The 15,373-nt window shown below is 72.1% G+C and carries 18 protein-coding genes and 1 pseudogene; 5 read left to right on the plus strand and 14 right to left on the minus strand.

The annotated features are described in order from the left end of the window. Window positions 1–122 precede the first annotated feature (122 nt). Window positions 123–1,103, plus strand: coding sequence for a zinc-binding dehydrogenase (locus tag ACVV2G_RS23800; RefSeq protein WP_453844780.1), 981 nt, complete (start codon window positions 123–125; stop codon window positions 1,101–1,103). An 85-nt stretch (window positions 1,104–1,188) separates the two neighbouring features. Here the strand turns inward: ACVV2G_RS23800 and ACVV2G_RS23805 are convergent, their stop codons facing one another. From ACVV2G_RS23805 to ACVV2G_RS23820, 4 genes are all read right to left on the minus strand, one after another. After that, the gene (locus tag ACVV2G_RS23805) at window positions 1,189–2,583 is read right to left on the minus strand and encodes an FAD-dependent oxidoreductase (protein ID WP_453844781.1); all 1,395 of its coding nucleotides are present in this window, start codon (window positions 2,581–2,583) and stop codon (window positions 1,189–1,191) included. After that, window positions 2,573–3,763 (minus strand): MAB_1171c family putative transporter, encoded by a 1,191-nt coding sequence (locus tag ACVV2G_RS23810; RefSeq protein WP_453844782.1) that lies wholly within the window; start codon window positions 3,761–3,763, stop codon window positions 2,573–2,575. The genes ACVV2G_RS23805 and ACVV2G_RS23810 overlap by 11 nt, the downstream gene beginning before the upstream one ends. Then, window positions 3,760–4,377, minus strand: a complete 618-nt coding sequence (locus tag ACVV2G_RS23815) for a toxin (protein WP_453844783.1) — start codon at window positions 4,375–4,377, stop codon at window positions 3,760–3,762. The genes ACVV2G_RS23810 and ACVV2G_RS23815 overlap by 4 nt, the downstream gene beginning before the upstream one ends. A 103-nt stretch (window positions 4,378–4,480) precedes the next feature. Continuing rightward, window positions 4,481–5,011 (minus strand): hypothetical protein, encoded by a 531-nt coding sequence (locus tag ACVV2G_RS23820; RefSeq protein WP_453844784.1) that lies wholly within the window; start codon window positions 5,009–5,011, stop codon window positions 4,481–4,483. Window positions 5,012–5,360: 349 nt separating this feature from the next. On the opposite strand from ACVV2G_RS23820, the gene ACVV2G_RS23825 reads away from it, so the two are divergent. Next, entirely contained in the window at window positions 5,361–5,930 is a 570-nt protein-coding gene (locus ACVV2G_RS23825; protein WP_453844849.1) for a snapalysin family zinc-dependent metalloprotease, read from the plus strand. 168 nt (window positions 5,931–6,098) lie between these two features. Here ACVV2G_RS23825 and ACVV2G_RS23830 read toward each other — a convergent pair whose 3' ends face one another. Further along, a complete protein-coding gene (locus ACVV2G_RS23830) occupies window positions 6,099–6,716 on the minus strand; it encodes a hypothetical protein (protein ID WP_453844785.1) in 618 nt (205 codons plus the stop codon). Between the two features lie 88 nt (window positions 6,717–6,804). Beyond that, window positions 6,805–7,227, minus strand: a complete 423-nt coding sequence (locus tag ACVV2G_RS23835) for an STAS domain-containing protein (RefSeq protein WP_453844786.1) — start codon at window positions 7,225–7,227, stop codon at window positions 6,805–6,807. A gap of 105 nt (window positions 7,228–7,332) precedes the next feature. Here ACVV2G_RS23835 and ACVV2G_RS23840 point away from each other — a divergent pair, with 105 nt between their 5' ends. After that, window positions 7,333–7,695: a helix-turn-helix transcriptional regulator gene (locus ACVV2G_RS23840; RefSeq protein WP_453844787.1), complete on the plus strand. Its 363-nt coding sequence runs from the start codon at window positions 7,333–7,335 to the stop codon at window positions 7,693–7,695. Between the two features lie 221 nt (window positions 7,696–7,916). Here ACVV2G_RS23840 and ACVV2G_RS23845 read toward each other — a convergent pair whose 3' ends face one another. Then, a complete protein-coding gene (locus tag ACVV2G_RS23845; protein ID WP_453844850.1) occupies window positions 7,917–8,321 on the minus strand; it encodes a VOC family protein in 405 nt (134 codons plus the stop codon). Between the two features lie 242 nt (window positions 8,322–8,563). Between ACVV2G_RS23845 and ACVV2G_RS23850 the strand changes: the two genes are divergently transcribed. After that, complete coding sequence (locus tag ACVV2G_RS23850) at window positions 8,564–8,800, plus strand: hypothetical protein (protein ID WP_453844788.1); 237 nt, start codon at window positions 8,564–8,566, stop codon at window positions 8,798–8,800. A gap of 308 nt (window positions 8,801–9,108) precedes the next feature. Beyond that, the gene (locus ACVV2G_RS23855) at window positions 9,109–9,762 is read left to right on the plus strand and encodes a YceI family protein (RefSeq protein WP_453844789.1); all 654 of its coding nucleotides are present in this window, start codon (window positions 9,109–9,111) and stop codon (window positions 9,760–9,762) included. A 24-nt stretch (window positions 9,763–9,786) separates the two neighbouring features. On the opposite strand, the pseudogene ACVV2G_RS23860 reads toward ACVV2G_RS23855, so the two are convergent. From ACVV2G_RS23860 to ACVV2G_RS23890, 7 genes and pseudogenes are all read right to left on the minus strand, one after another. Beyond that, window positions 9,787–10,842 (minus strand): annotated as a pseudogene (locus ACVV2G_RS23860) (NAD(+)/NADH kinase). A 164-nt stretch (window positions 10,843–11,006) separates the two neighbouring features. Continuing rightward, complete coding sequence (locus tag ACVV2G_RS23865; RefSeq protein ID WP_453844790.1) at window positions 11,007–11,219, minus strand: DUF3500 domain-containing protein; 213 nt, start codon at window positions 11,217–11,219, stop codon at window positions 11,007–11,009. Continuing rightward, entirely contained in the window at window positions 11,170–11,964 is a 795-nt protein-coding gene (locus ACVV2G_RS23870; protein ID WP_453844791.1) for a DUF3500 domain-containing protein, read from the minus strand. Before ACVV2G_RS23870 ends, ACVV2G_RS23865 begins: the two co-directional genes overlap by 50 nt. 295 nt (window positions 11,965–12,259) lie before the next feature. After that, the gene (locus ACVV2G_RS23875) at window positions 12,260–12,598 is read right to left on the minus strand and encodes an STAS domain-containing protein (protein WP_453844792.1); all 339 of its coding nucleotides are present in this window, start codon (window positions 12,596–12,598) and stop codon (window positions 12,260–12,262) included. Further along, window positions 12,595–13,881 carry a SpoIIE family protein phosphatase gene (locus ACVV2G_RS23880; RefSeq protein WP_453844793.1) on the minus strand — a complete coding sequence of 429 codons (1,287 nt, stop codon included), beginning with the start codon at window positions 13,879–13,881 and terminating at the stop codon, window positions 12,595–12,597. Before ACVV2G_RS23880 ends, ACVV2G_RS23875 begins: the two co-directional genes overlap by 4 nt. Further along, entirely contained in the window at window positions 13,881–14,684 is an 804-nt protein-coding gene (locus ACVV2G_RS23885; RefSeq protein WP_453844794.1) for an alpha/beta fold hydrolase, read from the minus strand. The genes ACVV2G_RS23880 and ACVV2G_RS23885 overlap by 1 nt, the downstream gene beginning before the upstream one ends. A gap of 220 nt (window positions 14,685–14,904) precedes the next feature. Beyond that, a complete protein-coding gene (locus ACVV2G_RS23890) occupies window positions 14,905–15,261 on the minus strand; it encodes an STAS domain-containing protein (protein ID WP_453844795.1) in 357 nt (118 codons plus the stop codon). Between the last annotated feature and the right edge of the window lie 112 nt (window positions 15,262–15,373).

Genomic DNA, 15,373 nt, shown 5'->3' on the forward strand with positions numbered 1-15,373 from the left:
GCTCCCCATGGTCAAACGTGCAGTCCCCACGCCGGGAGAGCCCGTCGCGAGGGGCTTGACCTCAAGTGAAGTGGAGGTCGCAGAGTGGAGGACGTCCAGCAGAACCATGGGAAGGAACGGTCATGCGCGCCGTTGTGCTGCACGAGTTCGGGCCCGCTGAGAACCTCCGCTACGAGACCGTGCCCGACCCCGTACCGGGGCCGGGCGAGGTCCGCCTCTCGGTGAGGGCCGCGGGAGTCCACCAGATCGAGACGGCCATGCGGGAAGGACTGGAGATCGGTCCGCCACTGCCCGGGCTTCCGGCGGTCTTCGGTGCGGAGGTGGCCGGAGTCGTCGATGCGGTCGGGCCGTCGGTGGACGAGGCCTGGCTGGGCGCCGACGTGGTGACCGCGCACGGCGGGCCCGGGGGTTACGCCGAACTCGCCGTCGCCGACGTCTCCTCCCTGCACCGGATCCCGGCCGGGCTGGGGTACGAGGCCGCCGTCACCATGGTCGTCACCGGCACGACGACCATGGGTCTGCTCGACATCGCGGACCTCACCTCCGGCGACGTGGTCCTGGTCACCTCCGCGGCCGGTGGCGTCGGCCGTCTGGTCGTCCAGTTCGCCCGCCGTCTCGGCGCCACGGTCGTCGGAGCGGCGGGCGGGCCGGCGAAGACCGCGGCCGTGCGGGAGCTGGGAGCGGACATCGCCGTGGACTACGACCTGCCCGACTGGGCGGGTACCGTGCGCGACGCCTTGGGCGGGCGTGGTGTCACGGTCGTTCTGGACGGTGTCGAGGGCGACAAGGGACGAACCGCCTTCGGACTGCTGGCCGCGGGCGGGCGCTACATCACCATCGGCGCGGCCTCGCGGGAGGAGTTCCGCCCCGAGGCGACGGAGCTGGAGGAGCGCGGCCTGCGCTTCACCGACGCGCTGGCCCTGCTGCTGGAAGGCCAGGACACGGCCGCCGATCAGGTCCGCGCGCTCACGGCGGCCGCCGACGGGAGTCTGGTGCCCGCGTATCAGACCTTTCCCCTGTCGCAGGCGGCCGCGGCGCACGCCGCCCTGGAGGCGAGGGCGACGACGGGCAAGGTGGTCCTCGTTCCCGACGTCCAGGGGTGAGATGCGGCCGGTTCCGGCCTGCGGTGCCCGGTCGAAGACCGGACCCCGCCCCCCGTCACCTCCACCTCCACTGGGCGGGCCGGGGTCAGGAGACGGCGTTCTTCCGCTCGGCCTCGCTCAGGGGCGGCCCGTGCAGGGGCGGCTTCCTCGGGCCGAACAGCATGGGGACGAGCATGTCGGGCGAGAACAGGCGGGTCGGTCGCTTCTCGAGGCTCATCACGTCCAGGAGAGCGCCCAGGGCGCGGGGGTGGGCGGCGCCGGTCTCGACGGCGCGGTCCACGTACCGGGCGAGGAGCCGTTCCACCCAGGTGAGCGGGGTGTCGGCCGCGCCGGGGTAGAGGGCGTCCTGTCCCACCGCCAGGTCCCAGGCCGCGCCGACCGGGCGGGCCGCGGCGCGTTGCAGCCGCCGCGCGGTGCCGGGGGCGGTCATGCCCGTGGTTCTCAGGACGGTCCGCATCGCGAGGGCGCACTGGGCGCCGACCGTGAGGCCGTGGCCGTAGACGGGGTTGAAGCCGGCGACGGCGTCGCCGAGGACGACGAATCCGGCGGGCCAGTGCCTGGCCTTCTCGTAGTACCGGCGGTGGTTGGCGGTGGAGCGCGTGGTGGTGACGTCGCCGAGTGGTTCGGCTTCCCTGAGGAGTTCACCGATGACGGGGTCGCCGAGGCCGAGGGCGAAGTCGACGAAGGCCGCGGGGTCGCTGCCGGGTTCGCCGCCGCGGGTGCCGGAGAGGGTGACGATCCACTGGCCGTCCTCGACGGGCAGGATGATGCCGCCCTGCCCCGGTGCCTTGGCGGGATTGGCCTGGACGTTGACGAGCGGGAAGCTGATGTCGGCGGTGGAGTGGGGGGCGCGGAAGAGGCGAGTGGCGTAGGTGACGCCGGCGTCCACCGACCGTTCCGTGGGGCGCGGCAGGCCCAGTTCCTCGAACCATCGCGGTGTGCGGGAGCCGCGGCCCGAAGCATCGATGATCAGGTCGGCCGGCAGCGTGGAGTCCTCCTCGCCCTCGCGGACGCGGACCGCGGTGACGTGCGCGGCATCGCCCTCCAGCCCCAGTGCGGTGGTGTTCTGCCGCAGGGTGATGCGCTTGTCCGCGAGTACGTGGTCGCGCAGGACGGCGTCCAGCAGGTTGCGGGAGCACACGAGGTTGCGGTGGTGGGTCGACAGGAACCGTCGGAACCAGACCTCGTTGGGCGCCCGGGAGACCATGTCGCCCATGATGTGGACCAGACGCCCGCCACGGGCGACGACCTCGTCGACACTGCCGGGCAGCAGGTCGTCGAGGGCCTGCACGCCCCCACTCCAGATCAGGTGCGCGTGCCGGGCCTGTGGGACGCCGCGGCGGGCCGCCGGGCCGTCGGGCAGGACATCGCGCTCGATGACGACGACGTCGGCGAACTCCGTGAGTGCGGCGGCGGCGAACAGACCGGTCGCGCTGGCGCCTATGACGACGGCGGTGGGGCGGCTGGTGCTAGGAGACATCTGAGTTGACGCTTTCTGTGCTGGTCACCCGCTGGTGGATGCTGTCGATGAGACGGGATTGCCGCAGGCCCTGCGAGATCGCGTCGATGTGGTCACTGAAATCGGCGGCCAGCCGCTGCTTCTCGAAGCCCGCCCGGGCGGGCTCGTCGTTGCGATGGGCTTCGATGGCCGCCCGGACGGTGACGGCCCCGGCGATGCCCCGTGCCCGGTCCTCGTGAATGCCGTCCGGTGTGAGGTTCCACGCCTGCCGGTGGAGGTCCCGGTCGAGGTAGGGGGCCAGGATGCGCAGGGCGTCGTGGATCCTCTGCTGGCGCTGCACCAACCGCAGGCCCAGAGACATCCGGCGGAATCGAGGGGAGACGGGGGACGGCACCACGTCGTGGACGGCCGTCCACAGGGGACGCAACTGCCGGTACTCACGCCCCTCGTGGACCCGGTTCTGGAGGGAGGGCCCGACCTGGGGCACGATGAAGCCGACAGCGACGAGGATCGCTTCCAGGAGAGCGAAGGGAGGCGCCACCTGGGTGCTGAGGGCGTCCCAGTCGTGGCCCGACCAGCGTGCGCCGACCGCGGTCGTCTTCACCGCGTCGAACACGAGGCCCGAGGCGAAGCCGGCCTGCAGACAGACGACGCCCGACTTCAGCCAGCGGTTGCCGATCTCGGGGAACCACTTCCACAGCATGGAGGTGGCGACCAGGGACGACACCATGTGCGCGAGCAGGTACAGCAGGATGTGCTCACGCATCCAGGGGGTGCCGGCGTAGTAGGTGTCGAGGTCGTAGATCCGTGCCTCGGGTACGTGGGCGAGCAGGAACGTCACCCACAGCGCCGCGACGATCCCGGCGTAGATCCAGTAGACGCTGCGCATCCGCCGTCGGCGCCGCGGGGACGGTTCCTCCCTCCAGCGCATGATCATGGTCAGACCGGTGGCGCAGAACGCGGTCAGGAAGCTGTACGCCCAGGGCGACGCGATGTTCGGTACGCCGGTCAGCTCGTTGAGGCGTTCGATGTTGACCGGCGTGATGAACACGAGTACGGCCGTGGCGAAGCTCAGCAGGAGCGTGGTGGCGCGGACGTCGGGATCGCGCCAGGCCCGCACGAGCGTGGGGAACTTGAGGACGAGAGCGATCAGGAGCAGCGCGGTGGGGACCGCGTAAGGGATGTGGAAGGGGGGATTCACAAGATGCGTCCGCCGCGGTTGAGCAGGGAGAGGTTGATGCGTCCCTCGACGGTCGCGGCGCTGACCGGCCCTTCCGCGTACCGGCCCTTCATCCAGGACCGCACCTCGCGGCCGAAGAGCAGCCCGAAGGTCTCCGCGTCCACCTCGTGCTGCGAGGCCGAGTCCGCTCGTGCCGCCACGGTGAGGATGGCCTCGCGCGGCACTTCGCGTAAGGCGAGGATCTCCTCGACGGCCCGGCGGACGGCTTCGGGAGGCTGTTCGGCGGTGAGTGTGCGGGCTGCTCCGTGCAGCCCGGCAATGTGGTGGCCTCTGTCCTCCTCTTCCTCGTGCCAGAGTTCATGGCCGAGAATCACCAGTTGGGCCAGGGGGGCGGTGTCCGCCTCGACCACGATGATGGACCGGTCCCCGAGGTCCAGGCGTGCGCCCGACACGTCCACGTCGGCCATGTCTTTGGGGAACGTGCTGAATCTGAGGTCGATCGGACGTCCCTTGCGGACACTCATGGCGCGGCAGAACTCCTCCATGACGTCCCGTGGGTCGGCCGGCCGGCTGAGCGTCTTCGATGCCTCCTCGCCCAGCGCGCTCAGCAGTGACCTCATGGCTCTGCCGCTCATCGCCCGCCGTCTCCCCCCTGAGGCGGCACCGACCTCAGCACCTTTTCCAGAAGGCGCTCCAGCTGCGCCCGCGGAACCGATCCGTGCGCTCGCAGATCCGCGCTCACCACGCCGTACCGGTCCAGCAGTGCCGCGACCGGGTCCACTTCGTGCAGGGCCGTCCCGGGGCCCAGGTCCGGGTTCTCCAGCTTCCGTACGACGGGCAGGAGCACCCGGTTGAGCGCTTCGTCGGCCGGTGCCGTGAAGAACGACTCCCCGCCTTCCACGCCGAGAACCCCACCAGGTGATGCAGGAGTTCGACGTTCGGCGTCTTCTTGCCGTCGCAGACCGCACGTGCCCATACGTCGGAGATTCCGGTCCGTGCGGAGACCTCGGCGGCCAGGTCCTTCAATATTTTGCCGTGGCGCCGCAGGTAGGCGTCACTGAGCGCCTTGATGCGCCCGCAGACGCGTTCGTTGACCGTGTCGTCCGGCGGCTCGCGGCCTGCGAGCAGGTGCCGGACGACGCTCTCCGGCAAAGCCGTCCCGGCCGCCAGCACCGAGGGGTTGAGCGATTCCGAACGGGCCAGGCCCTGCTCGTCGATGGCCCGGTCCAGTCGCCGCACCGTCCGGGCCAGCGAGGTGTACGACTCCAACGGTGAGCTCCCTGACGGCTGAGGGGCACGAACTGCGGGGCAGCGTACGCACATCCCCGATGGTTGACAACGATCGTTTATCGGCCACCAGCGATCGTTGACCGCCGGGAGGCGAACGTGTCAGCGCACGCTCGATCTCTCCGCGTTCGCCTCCGTCGCAAAGCCCGGCAGGGCCATGCTGGACGGGGGCCGCCCCCTCCTCGCCGCCCTCCTCGGCCCGGACCGCCCGTCCCGTGACGCCGATGCGCCGAGCACCCGGGCCGGAATGACGGATTGGCAGCCGTGCGCGATGGGCAGGGAGGCAGATGATGTCATGAACGCGACTACCTTCCCCCACAAGGAGTTCGACATGCACGTCCGTACCCTGTCCGGCGGCCTGGCCGCGACCCTGCTCCTGTCCCTGCCCCTGCTGAGCGGCCAGGCCGTGGCCGCCGGCCCGTCCGGCGGTGCCGCGCCCTCCGCTGCCGCAGCCCGGGTCTACACCTACGACGCGAGCGGCTCCGCGGAGTTCAGGTCGGCCGTCGATCGCGGCGCGGCGATCTGGAACGCGAGCGTCGACAACGTGGAACTGCGTCCGGCCGCGTCCGGGCAGCGCGCGAACATCCGGGTCCTGGCGGACAACGGCTGGCCGCGCGCCCTGCCCGGTTCCCTCGGCAACGGCACCGTCTACATAGGGCGCCAAGCCGTCAACCAGGGCTATGACACCGTGCGCATCTCGTCCCACGAGCTCGGTCACATCCTGGGCCTGCCGGACCGCAAACCGGGTCCCTGCTCCAGCCTGATGTCGGGCTCCACCGCGGGCGTCTCCTGCACCAACCCCTACCCGAACGCGGCCGAGAAGGCCGAGGTCGAGGACAACTTCTCCACGGCCTACCTGACCCGGGCAGCGGCGCCGGGGACCGCTTCGGCAGGAGACTGACCGCAAGCCGCGCACACCCGGCTGCTGCACGGCAGGCCGTCTCCCACGTCCGGCGGTCCACGCCGGACGTGGGAGACGGCCCGGCACGCCACCCGCGCACCCCACCCCGGCCACCGCGGGGTGGGGCCGCACCGCGTCGTGCAGCGGGGCCGGCCACCGCGATACGTGCTAGCCGTGCCGGGCGAAGACCTCGCGCACGCCGAGGAGGTCCGCTTCCCTCTCCTTCTCGTCCTCGTAGCTGCCGTCTTCCTCCCGGCCCGCCACGACGGTCTCCGGGGTGAAGTCCTGGCCGAAGCGGTAGTCGCCCAGGCAGTAGTCGAAGCCGGACTCGCCGAAGAGGTCCACGTCCTCGCGGCGGCAGTACTCCGCCAGGCCGTCGGACACGTGCCAGCGCGTGCCGTCGTACCAGAAGACACCGCCTGCGTAGTGAATCCTCCGGCCCGTCGCGGAGTCCGTGAGGTTCAGCGACTCGTAGTTCTCGGGGCGGTCGCGGACCAGGGCGACCAGGGATGCGGGGACGCCCTCGTAGAAGGACTCCTGCAGGGCGAAATCCTCCTCGGCGTACAGGTTCAGGGACGACTCGTGGTCGAACGTCAGCAGCAGCACACGGCCGTCCTCCGCGAAGTACCAGACCGCGGACTGGCCGCCGCCGTCGTTCCAGGCCAGGCGGCGGGCTCCGGTCACCGTCACCGGCTCGACCTCGGCGAGGTCGTCCATGACGGCAGCTCGACGCCGCACTTCCGGGAGGGGCGTCGCTGCCAGGGCTTCCCACATCGCGTTACTCATTCCCGCAGGGTATCCACCGCCTGTGACAAGGCCGTCACCACAGCCCCCGGCTGACGCCCCGCCCCGGCGCGCCTGTTCGCGCACGGCGCTAGCCGACGGCTGCGTCCTCCACCGTCGCGTGCACCCGCAGGATGGCGTCGACTCCGGTGAGTTCCAGGATCCGCCGTAGCTGTGGCGGCGGCGCGGCCAGCCGCAGATCGGTCGCCCGACGGGTACGGATCAGCAGGTTGAGAAGCGCCGAGTCCACGAAGGCGACACCGGACGCGTCGAGGACCACCTTCTCGTGCTGCGCGGCCGCGACGCGCATCGCGGCCGCGAGGGGCGTGATCGAGTGCACGTCGTAGGCGCCCCGTGCGACGACGACCCACGCTCCGTGCCATTCGTACTGAACCACTGCCACCCCGTCCGGAACCGGCAGGCCGCTCGGTGCGGCCGACGGTTTCCCGCCACTGCCGGCGTCGCCCGTGCACTCGCGCGTCACGGCCTCCGTGCCGGCTTCGTCGTAAGACACCCTCGGGTCCCTCCTGTGACTTTCCCCGTGGGGACGCGCCCTACGTTACGCGAAAATTATGTCATGTATTCATGATCCGGGAAGGGTGGTTCTACAATGCTGGGCATGGTCGGAGTGCCCGGATCTCACAGCGGATGGACGTTCGTCACCAACCACGCACGTGTACTGGCGGCCATCGCCGACAACCCGAACGTCCGGATCCGCGACATCGCCGCCCGCTGCCGGCTCACCGAGCGTGCCGTCCAGCGGATCATCTCCGACCTCGAACAGGACGGCTACCTCTCCCACACCCGCGACGGCCGCACCAACACGTACCGCATAGAGCCGGACAGGGTGCTCCGTCATCCGGCGGAGGCGGGTCTGACCGTGGCCTCCCTGCTGTCCCTGCTCGTACAGGACGAGTCCGACCGCGCCGGGAAGCCGGACACACGCCCGTCACGCCTGATGGAGACCAACAGCGCGTGGTAGAGCGGGTTCCGGGCACCGGGGTCGGCCGATGACGCCGACAGGGCCGAAGGGCCGACAGGGCGTGCGGGGTCTGTCCGCCCGGAGCCGCCGGACAGCCTTCGTCGCCGGCTCCGAGGGACGTACGCGAGCAGCCGGAGCCGGCCCTCGCACGCGTCCAGGAGGCCGGTGCGCCCGGTCTCCACGGTTGGCGGTCCCCGCCCGCGGGGCATGCCCTCCCGTGCTCAGGGCGCGGGTGGGACGAAGATGCAGAACGGATGACCCGCGGGGTCCGCGAAGACGTACAGCGGCGCCTCCGGGTCGTCGAAGCGGTCGAGCAGGAGCTGCGCGCCCAGCGCTTCGGCCCTCAGGCGCTGGCGCGCCAGCGTTTCGGTGCCGGGCACGGTGAGATCGAGGTGCGCCTGCATCGGAACGTCGTGCACCGGCCACGTCGTGCGAGGGAGACGCTCCACGAGCTGGAAGGCGAGGCTGTTCGCTCCGTCGGACGTGCGCAGGACGAGCCAGTCGGGCTCCTCCTGCCCGCCGTCGGCCGGAGGCTCGTCCCCCGGCCGGTACGTCAGGCCGAGCAACTGCCTGTAGAACTCGGCCGGCTGCCGGGGGTTGGTGGTGTCCAGTACCGTCTGCAGCAGCCGGGGGGTACTCGTCCATGCGTCCTCCGCTCGTCGCCGGGGTCGTCCGTCCTCTGCCCGGTTCCCCGTCCGAGACGCCCCCCGCACAGGGCGGTCGTCGAGTGCCGGGGTGGCCTCGCGGGCGCCGGCTGCCGCGGACGCCGACGCACGATCCCGCGGCGGCACGACGATCACCGCGTCCGCCTCGTGCCGCCCGCGGGTCGGGGCCGGGGCACCGCGGGCTCCGGCCTAGGATCCGTGGGATGGACATTCCTCATGATCTGATCGTTCTTGAACGGGCGGCCGAAGAGCAGCGCGCCCGGCTCGCCGGACTCGACGGCGAGGAGTTCGACGTACAGCACCGGGCCTGGCAGGAGGCCGCACAGGCGGCGCAGGCGGCGATCGCCGATCACGCCACGGTCAGCGGCCAGTCCGCCGAGGAGATCGAGAAGGAGATCAAGCGCGCCCTCCGGCAGGAGGAAGAGGACCCGGCCGGGTAGTCCGGGGGCGGCGGGACACCCGCCTCGGTCGGAGCCGTGGCCGCCGCAGGCCGCAGGTCGTGGACCCGGCGGCGGTCGCGCCCGCGGTGACGGTGCCCCGACCGGATCGCCGCGGCGGCAGCCGACCGGCACACGGGGCACAAGCCCCAAGAGAGCCAAGTCACCAGGAAACGCGTCCACATTCATGGCGAACGTGTGCAGTTCTGCGGTCGGCATCATGGAAGCCAGACGAGGCCAGACATCTTGCCGCGTCCCCCCGGCGGCTCCGTGATAGCACCAAGTGATCCAACTTGGAAAGGCTACGACTCATGGGTATCTTCAGCCGCCGCCAGACCGCATTCATCGACCCGCCGTCCGCCGCCGACTCCAACGGGCCCGCCGCGCAGACCGCGGCGGGCGACGTCGCACTCGATCCGGCACTGGGCGCGCTGACCGGGCACTGGACCATCGACCGCCCGCACAGCCGGATCGGTTTCTCCGTGCGGCACGCCATGGTCACGACCGTCCGCGGGGCCTTCACCGACTACGACAGCGCGCTCTACTTCGACGGAGTCCTGCCTTCCCGGTCCCGGGCGGAACTCGTCATCCGCGTCGCCAGTGTCGACACCGGTGTGGAACAACGGGACGGGCACCTCGTGGGCCGAGACTTCTTCGACGCGCGCCGTTTCCCCGAGATGACCTTCCGCAGCACCTCCACCGTCCAGGAGACCGGGGAGAGCTTCCGCATGACGGGCGACCTCACGATCCGCGACACCACCCGGCCCGTCGACATCCAGCTCGACTACCTCGGCTCCGTCATGGATCCGTTCGGCTACGAACGCGCGGGCTTCGACGGCACCACCACGATCGACCGCCGGGACTGGGGACTGGTCTACAACCAGCGGCTCAAGACGGGCGGCAGCATGGTGAGCGAGAAGGTCCGGCTCCAGTTCGACATCTCCGCGATCCGCTCCACCGCGTGACGGGCCGGTACCCCGGACGCGTTCTCAGGCCAGGGGCCCGGGCATGGCCAGGTGGGCGAGGTCACCGGGAGGCGGGGTGCTCACCGGCCACAGCGGTGCGGGAGTGCCGTCGGCGACCGCGGCCGGGGCATCGGTCAGCCGCATGCGCTCCCTCAGCCGGCCGTAGAAGTCCACGGGTCCGAGCCGCACCGCCCGCAACCGGCGGGGAGCCGCCTAGACACCGAGCCAGTCCCCCGGATCGAGCACGCCCCGCAACTGCCCGTCGACGCTCACGGCGGCCTGCCCGGACCGTTCGAGGATCCGCAGTCCGACGGGCTCGTCCGGGGCGGCGACCACCGAGCGGTCGAACGTCATGTGCGGGGCGACCGGCGTGAAGACGAGCGCTTCGGCCCGCGGCGAGACGACGGGTCCGCCCGCGGCGAAACTGTAGGCGGTGGATCCCGTCGGGGTGGCCACCATCAGGGCGTCGGCGGAGTACGAGGCCAGCAGGCGGCCGGAGACGTAGACGCCGACGGAGACCTGCCGGTCCCGCGACAGCTTCTCGAGCACGACGTCGTTGAGGGCGAAGACGTCGAGGGCGATGCCCCACTCGTCACCGCGTTCGCAGTCGGTGCGGACCCGCGGCGGAGGCAGCAGCGGGCCCCGCCCGTAGCGCAGCAGCGCCTCCATCTCCGCGGGCACCTCCAGCCGGCGCGACGCCCGCAGGGTGAGCAGCATGCGGCTTTCCGGCTCCACGTCGTCGTCCCGGACGGCGTCGAGGGCGGAGCGCACGTCCGGTGCCGGGATCTCGGTCAGGAATCCGACCCGCCCCAGGTCGACGCCCAGGATCAGGGCGTCGCTCTCGACCGCCAGCCGGGCGCCGCGCAGAAAGGTGCCGTCACCGCCGAGGGTCACGACGAGGTCCGGGTCCCCCGCGGCCTCCACCTCCTCCCGCGCGCTGCGCCGTCCCGCGCCGCCCCACACGTCGATGTCGGCGCACCCGACGCCGTTCTCCCCGCACCACGCCCGGACGTCGTCCGCCGCTGCCGTGGCGCCCTCGCGACCGCCGTGCACCACGAGTCCGACCCGTCCGATCGCCACAACCGTCTCCCTGCGCGTTCGCGAATGGTGTCCGGTGTGCTCGGCTCACGCCGAGGCCGTCGGCTCCGGCTCCCCGCGGCCGCACGCACCGGCTGTGGAATCCTCGCCGACGGCCGTGGCGAGGCGGGCCGCGACATGCCGGGGCGAGCCCCCACGGGCTTCCGTCATCCGTGCTGCTCCGCGTAGTGCGCGCGGAGCAGGTCGGCCCACCAGTCGTGGCGGACGTGCCGCCAGACGGAATGGGCGTGGTTGCCGTCGTCCTGGGTGTTGTCGTACTCGATGAGCAGGTCCGGGCCCCGGACGCAGTAGTAGTGCCGGCCCCCGGGTTCACGGCCGCCCGTCCAGGCGAACGAGAGACCGTCCAGCCCGCGGCTCACGGTGTCGGACCAGCACTCCCGCGGGTGCCCGGTCGAGGTAGCGGCGCACGAGCCGCTCCAGCAGCCGCTGCTGACCGGGCGTCATGCCGCCGTGCGGCAGGCCGGCCGGCAACAGGTCCGGATCGGCGAACGGGTCGTCGCGCGTCAGGATGTGGTCGGGTGGTGCGGCGGCGAAGACCGCCCTCGCCCGCCGTCCGGCGTCCAGGCCCGTGACCAGTTCCCGGGCCAGGTCCTCCTCCGGTACCAGCAGCCGGCGGCCGGCCCGGGGGCCGTCCGCGAGGCGCGCCGGCTCCGCGCCGACGAAGTGGGGCGTCACCCGGGTCCCGGCCCTCGTGACCAGTGCGTGTACGGCGAGGTGGTGGCCGTTCATCCGCCAGCCCCAGGGGCCGTCGCCGTCCGGGTCTCCGAGCAGTCGTAGCCAGTAGCGGTCGGGCCCCGTGGCACCGGCCGTGGCGCGGCGATGACGCTCCACCTCGACCGCCCCGCGCGCCGGCTCCGCGCCCGGGGCGCTGTGCGCCGTGGCCAGCAGCGCGTCGACGGCCTCACGCTGCCGGCCGTCGAGCCCCTCGGTGGACAGACCGGGGCGCGAGCCGGGCAGGTAGGTCCATTCCCGCAGTTCGGGTGCGTCCAGCCGGTCCGGCCCCGCACGCAACTCGCTCACCTGCCCCTTCTCCAGTACGGACAGCAGGGCGTGCACCGCCTCCCGCATCGTCGCGGCCGTCGTCCCCGACCGATGAGCGTCCACCGTTCCTCCTCCCGCTCGGCGCCGGTCGCGGCGGTCGTCGGCCGCGGCGGTCGTCGGCCGCGGCGGTCGTCGGCCGCGGCGGTCGTCGGCCGCGGCGGTCGTCGCCGGCGCCGTGCGACGACGACCGGCGAAGGCGGCCCGGAGACCCGGCGGGCATCCGCGACGGCTCTCCCCAACGTCCCGCCGAGCACTGGCTGCTCCGTGCGTGTGCGCCCGCAGCCCGCCGGAGGGCCGGCCGCACACGCACGGGGCCGGTGAAGGCCCCCTCGCGCTGCTCGCCTGTGCCCCCGGCGGGTCAGGACCGCGTGGCGGCGGGGCTCTCGGCAAGGAGGCCGAAGATCTGGTCGAGGCCGACGACGCGCAGTACGCGCAGGGTGTGGGCGGGGACGGCGGCGAGCGCGATGTCGGCTTGCGCGGCCTGGGCGTGGTTGCGGGCGACGATCAGGGCGGTGACGCCGCTGGAGTCGCAGAACTCCATGCCGGCCAGATCCAGGACGAGGCGCTGGCCCGGCCGGAGGGTGAGCGAGGTGAGCAGGTCGCGCAACTGGTCGGCGGTGGCGTAGTCGAGGTCGCCGAGGATCTCCAGTACGGGACCGGTGGGGGCGTCTCGGGTCGTGATCTTCAGCGCGCTCATTCGGTGGCTTCGGTCGGAGGGGCGGAGGCGGGAACGCCGAGGGCGAGCAGGGCGGTGTCGTCGTCGAGGCCCTCGCCGAATCCGTCCAGCAGGCCGGTCAGGGCCTGGACGACGGCCTGCGGGGACTTCCCGGCGTGGCCGGCGGCGAAGGCGAGCAGCGCCTCTTCTCCGTACAGGCTGGCACGGTCTTCGCTGGTGCGGGCCTCGGTCAGGCCGTCGGTGTACAGCACCAGGGTGTCCCCGGGGCCGAGGACGCACGTGGCCGTGGCGAAGGTGGCGGCGGGCAGGACGCCGACGAGGAGGCCGCCGGGCGTGGGCAGGAGTTCCGCCGTCCCGTCGGCGCGCAGGACGAGGGCCGGGGGATGGCCTCCCGCGGCGAGGTGGACGGTGACCTGCCCGGTCGCGCAGTCGGGGTCGAGGACGCCGAAGACGACGGTGCAGTAGCGCGGGTCACCGCCGGTGTAGCGCTCGTGGAGCACCTGGTTGAGGGTCGTCAGGGCGGAGACGGGCTCCGGGTCGTGCAGGGCCGCGGCGCGCAGGGTGTAGCGGGTCAGTGAGGTGACCGCGGCGGCCTGGGGGCCCTTGCCGCACACGTCGCCGAGGAAGAAGGCGAAGCGTTTGCCGTCCACGGGGAAGAGGTCGTAGAAGTCGCCGCCGAGCCGGTCGGGAGAGGCGGTGCGGTAGTGCGCGGCCACCTCCACCCCGGGTACGGGCGGCAGAGTGGCGGGCAGCAGCGACTGCTGGAGCACGGCCAGGGCGTCCTGCAGCCGGGCCCGGTCGGCCTCCGCCTCCCTGCGTGCCTCTTCCGCCGCCTTGCGGGCCCGCAGGAGTTCCTCTTCGTAGGCGCGGCGGTCGCGGGCGTCGAAGACGGTGGTGCGGATCAGCTGGGGCTCGCCGGTACTGCCGTGCTTGACGACGGAGGAGACGAGCACCGGTATCCGGCCGCCGTCGGTCTGCCTGACCTCCAGGGCCACGCCGCTGATCTGCCCCTGCATCTGCAGCAGCGGCGCGAAGTGCGTCTCGTGGTACAGCTTGCCGCCCACGGTCAGCAGGTCCGTGAAGCGCATCCGGCCCACGACGTCGTCCCGCTCCAGCCCCAGCCAGTCCAGCAGCGTGCTGTTGATCTTGGCTATGGTGCCGTCCATCAACGTGGACAGGTATCCGCACGGCGCGCTCTCGTACAGTTCCTCGGCACTGTCCTCCAGCAGCGAGGCGAACACCGCGCCCGACACGTCCCCGTTGCCGGAGTCGCACGGGTCGGGCTGCCGGCCGGTGCGGCACATCACTGCAGGCCCTCCAGGAATCCGATGATCGCCTCGTTGGTCGCCTCGGGCGCGGACAGGTGCGGGCAGTGGCCCGTGGCGTCGAGCGTGACCAGCTTCGAGCCGGGGATCGCCTGGTGGACGAAGGCGCCGACCTCGCGCGGGGCGATGGCGTCCTGGGTGCACTCGAGAATCAGTGTCGGCACGTGAACCTCCCGCAGGTCGTCCCGCGAGTCCGACAGGAACGTGGTGCGGGCGAAGACGCGCGCCATGTCCGGGTCCGTGGCGCAGAAGCTGTTCTTCAGTTCCTCACCCAGGTCGGGCCGGTCCGCGTTGCCCATGATCACCGGTGCCATCGCCGCCGACCACCCCAGATAGTTCGACTCCAGGGACATCAGCAGCTCGTCGATGTCCTCGGCGCTGAACCCGCCGCGGTAGCCCTCGTCGTCGACGTAGCGCGGGGACGGGGCCACCATCACCAGCGCCCCGATCCGTTCCGGCGCCTTCTTGGCGGCCATCACCCCGATCATCGCGCTCACGGAGTGCCCCACGAACACGGCGTCGCGCAGGTCTAGTGCCTCGCAGACCTCGACCACGTCCTCGGCGTAGCCGTCCAGCGATCCGTAGCGGTCCTCCGAGAAAGCGGACAGGTCCGAGCGGCCCGCGCCGACGTAGTCGAACAGCACCACGCGGTAGTCGCGGGCCAGGGCCGGCACCGTCAGCCGCCACATGTTCTGATCGCAGCCGAACCCGTGTGCCAGCACCACGGTGCGCCCCAGGAGGTTGCCGGTGACCGTGACGTTGTTTCTGCGATCGATGTCCATACCCCCCACTCTCTCAGGTTCCGCCCGCCTCCCCGACCAGGGCCGCATCACCGCACAACACGCCCACCGCAGGTGCGCGCCGCGCACACTTCCCGGGGGGGGCGGCACCGGACGCGGCAGGAGGCCGCCCACGCCGTGGTCGCCGCGTGGCACCGGCCGGCGCACCGTCCCCGTCCGGCGACCGCCTCTGCCCGGCCGGGCGGGACGGACGGCGCGGAGGTCAGCGTCGCGGGCGGGGCCAGCCGGCGAGGTCCTCGGCGCCGGCGGGGTGCGCGGCGGCCTGTTCCACGGAGTCGTGGAACGAGCAGACGGGACGCAGCCCGCCGAGGGAGAAGACGCGCAGCAGCCGCTTGTCGTCGCAGGCGATCCGCAGCGACCCGTGGTGGGCCCGGATGCGTTTGGTGACCGCGACGATCATGCCGACCCCCGCCGAGTCCAGGAAGGGTGCGCCGCACAGGTCCAGGACGAAGCGCCGGTGACCGTCGGCGAGGAGCCGGACCACCGCGGCTCGTACGACGGGGGCGAAGGCGATGTCGATCTCACCGCCGGCCCGGAAGACCGTCCAGCCGTTCGTCACGCGGCAGCCGACCGTCCCGTGCGGTCCTGCGAGACGGCGTCCACGGCGCCGTGGACGTACCCGCGCAAGGGCCCCTGCCCGCCCCGGCCGCCGCCCCGTTCCTCGCCCCGGG

Source organism: Streptomyces sp. JK94 (assembly GCF_053613315.1).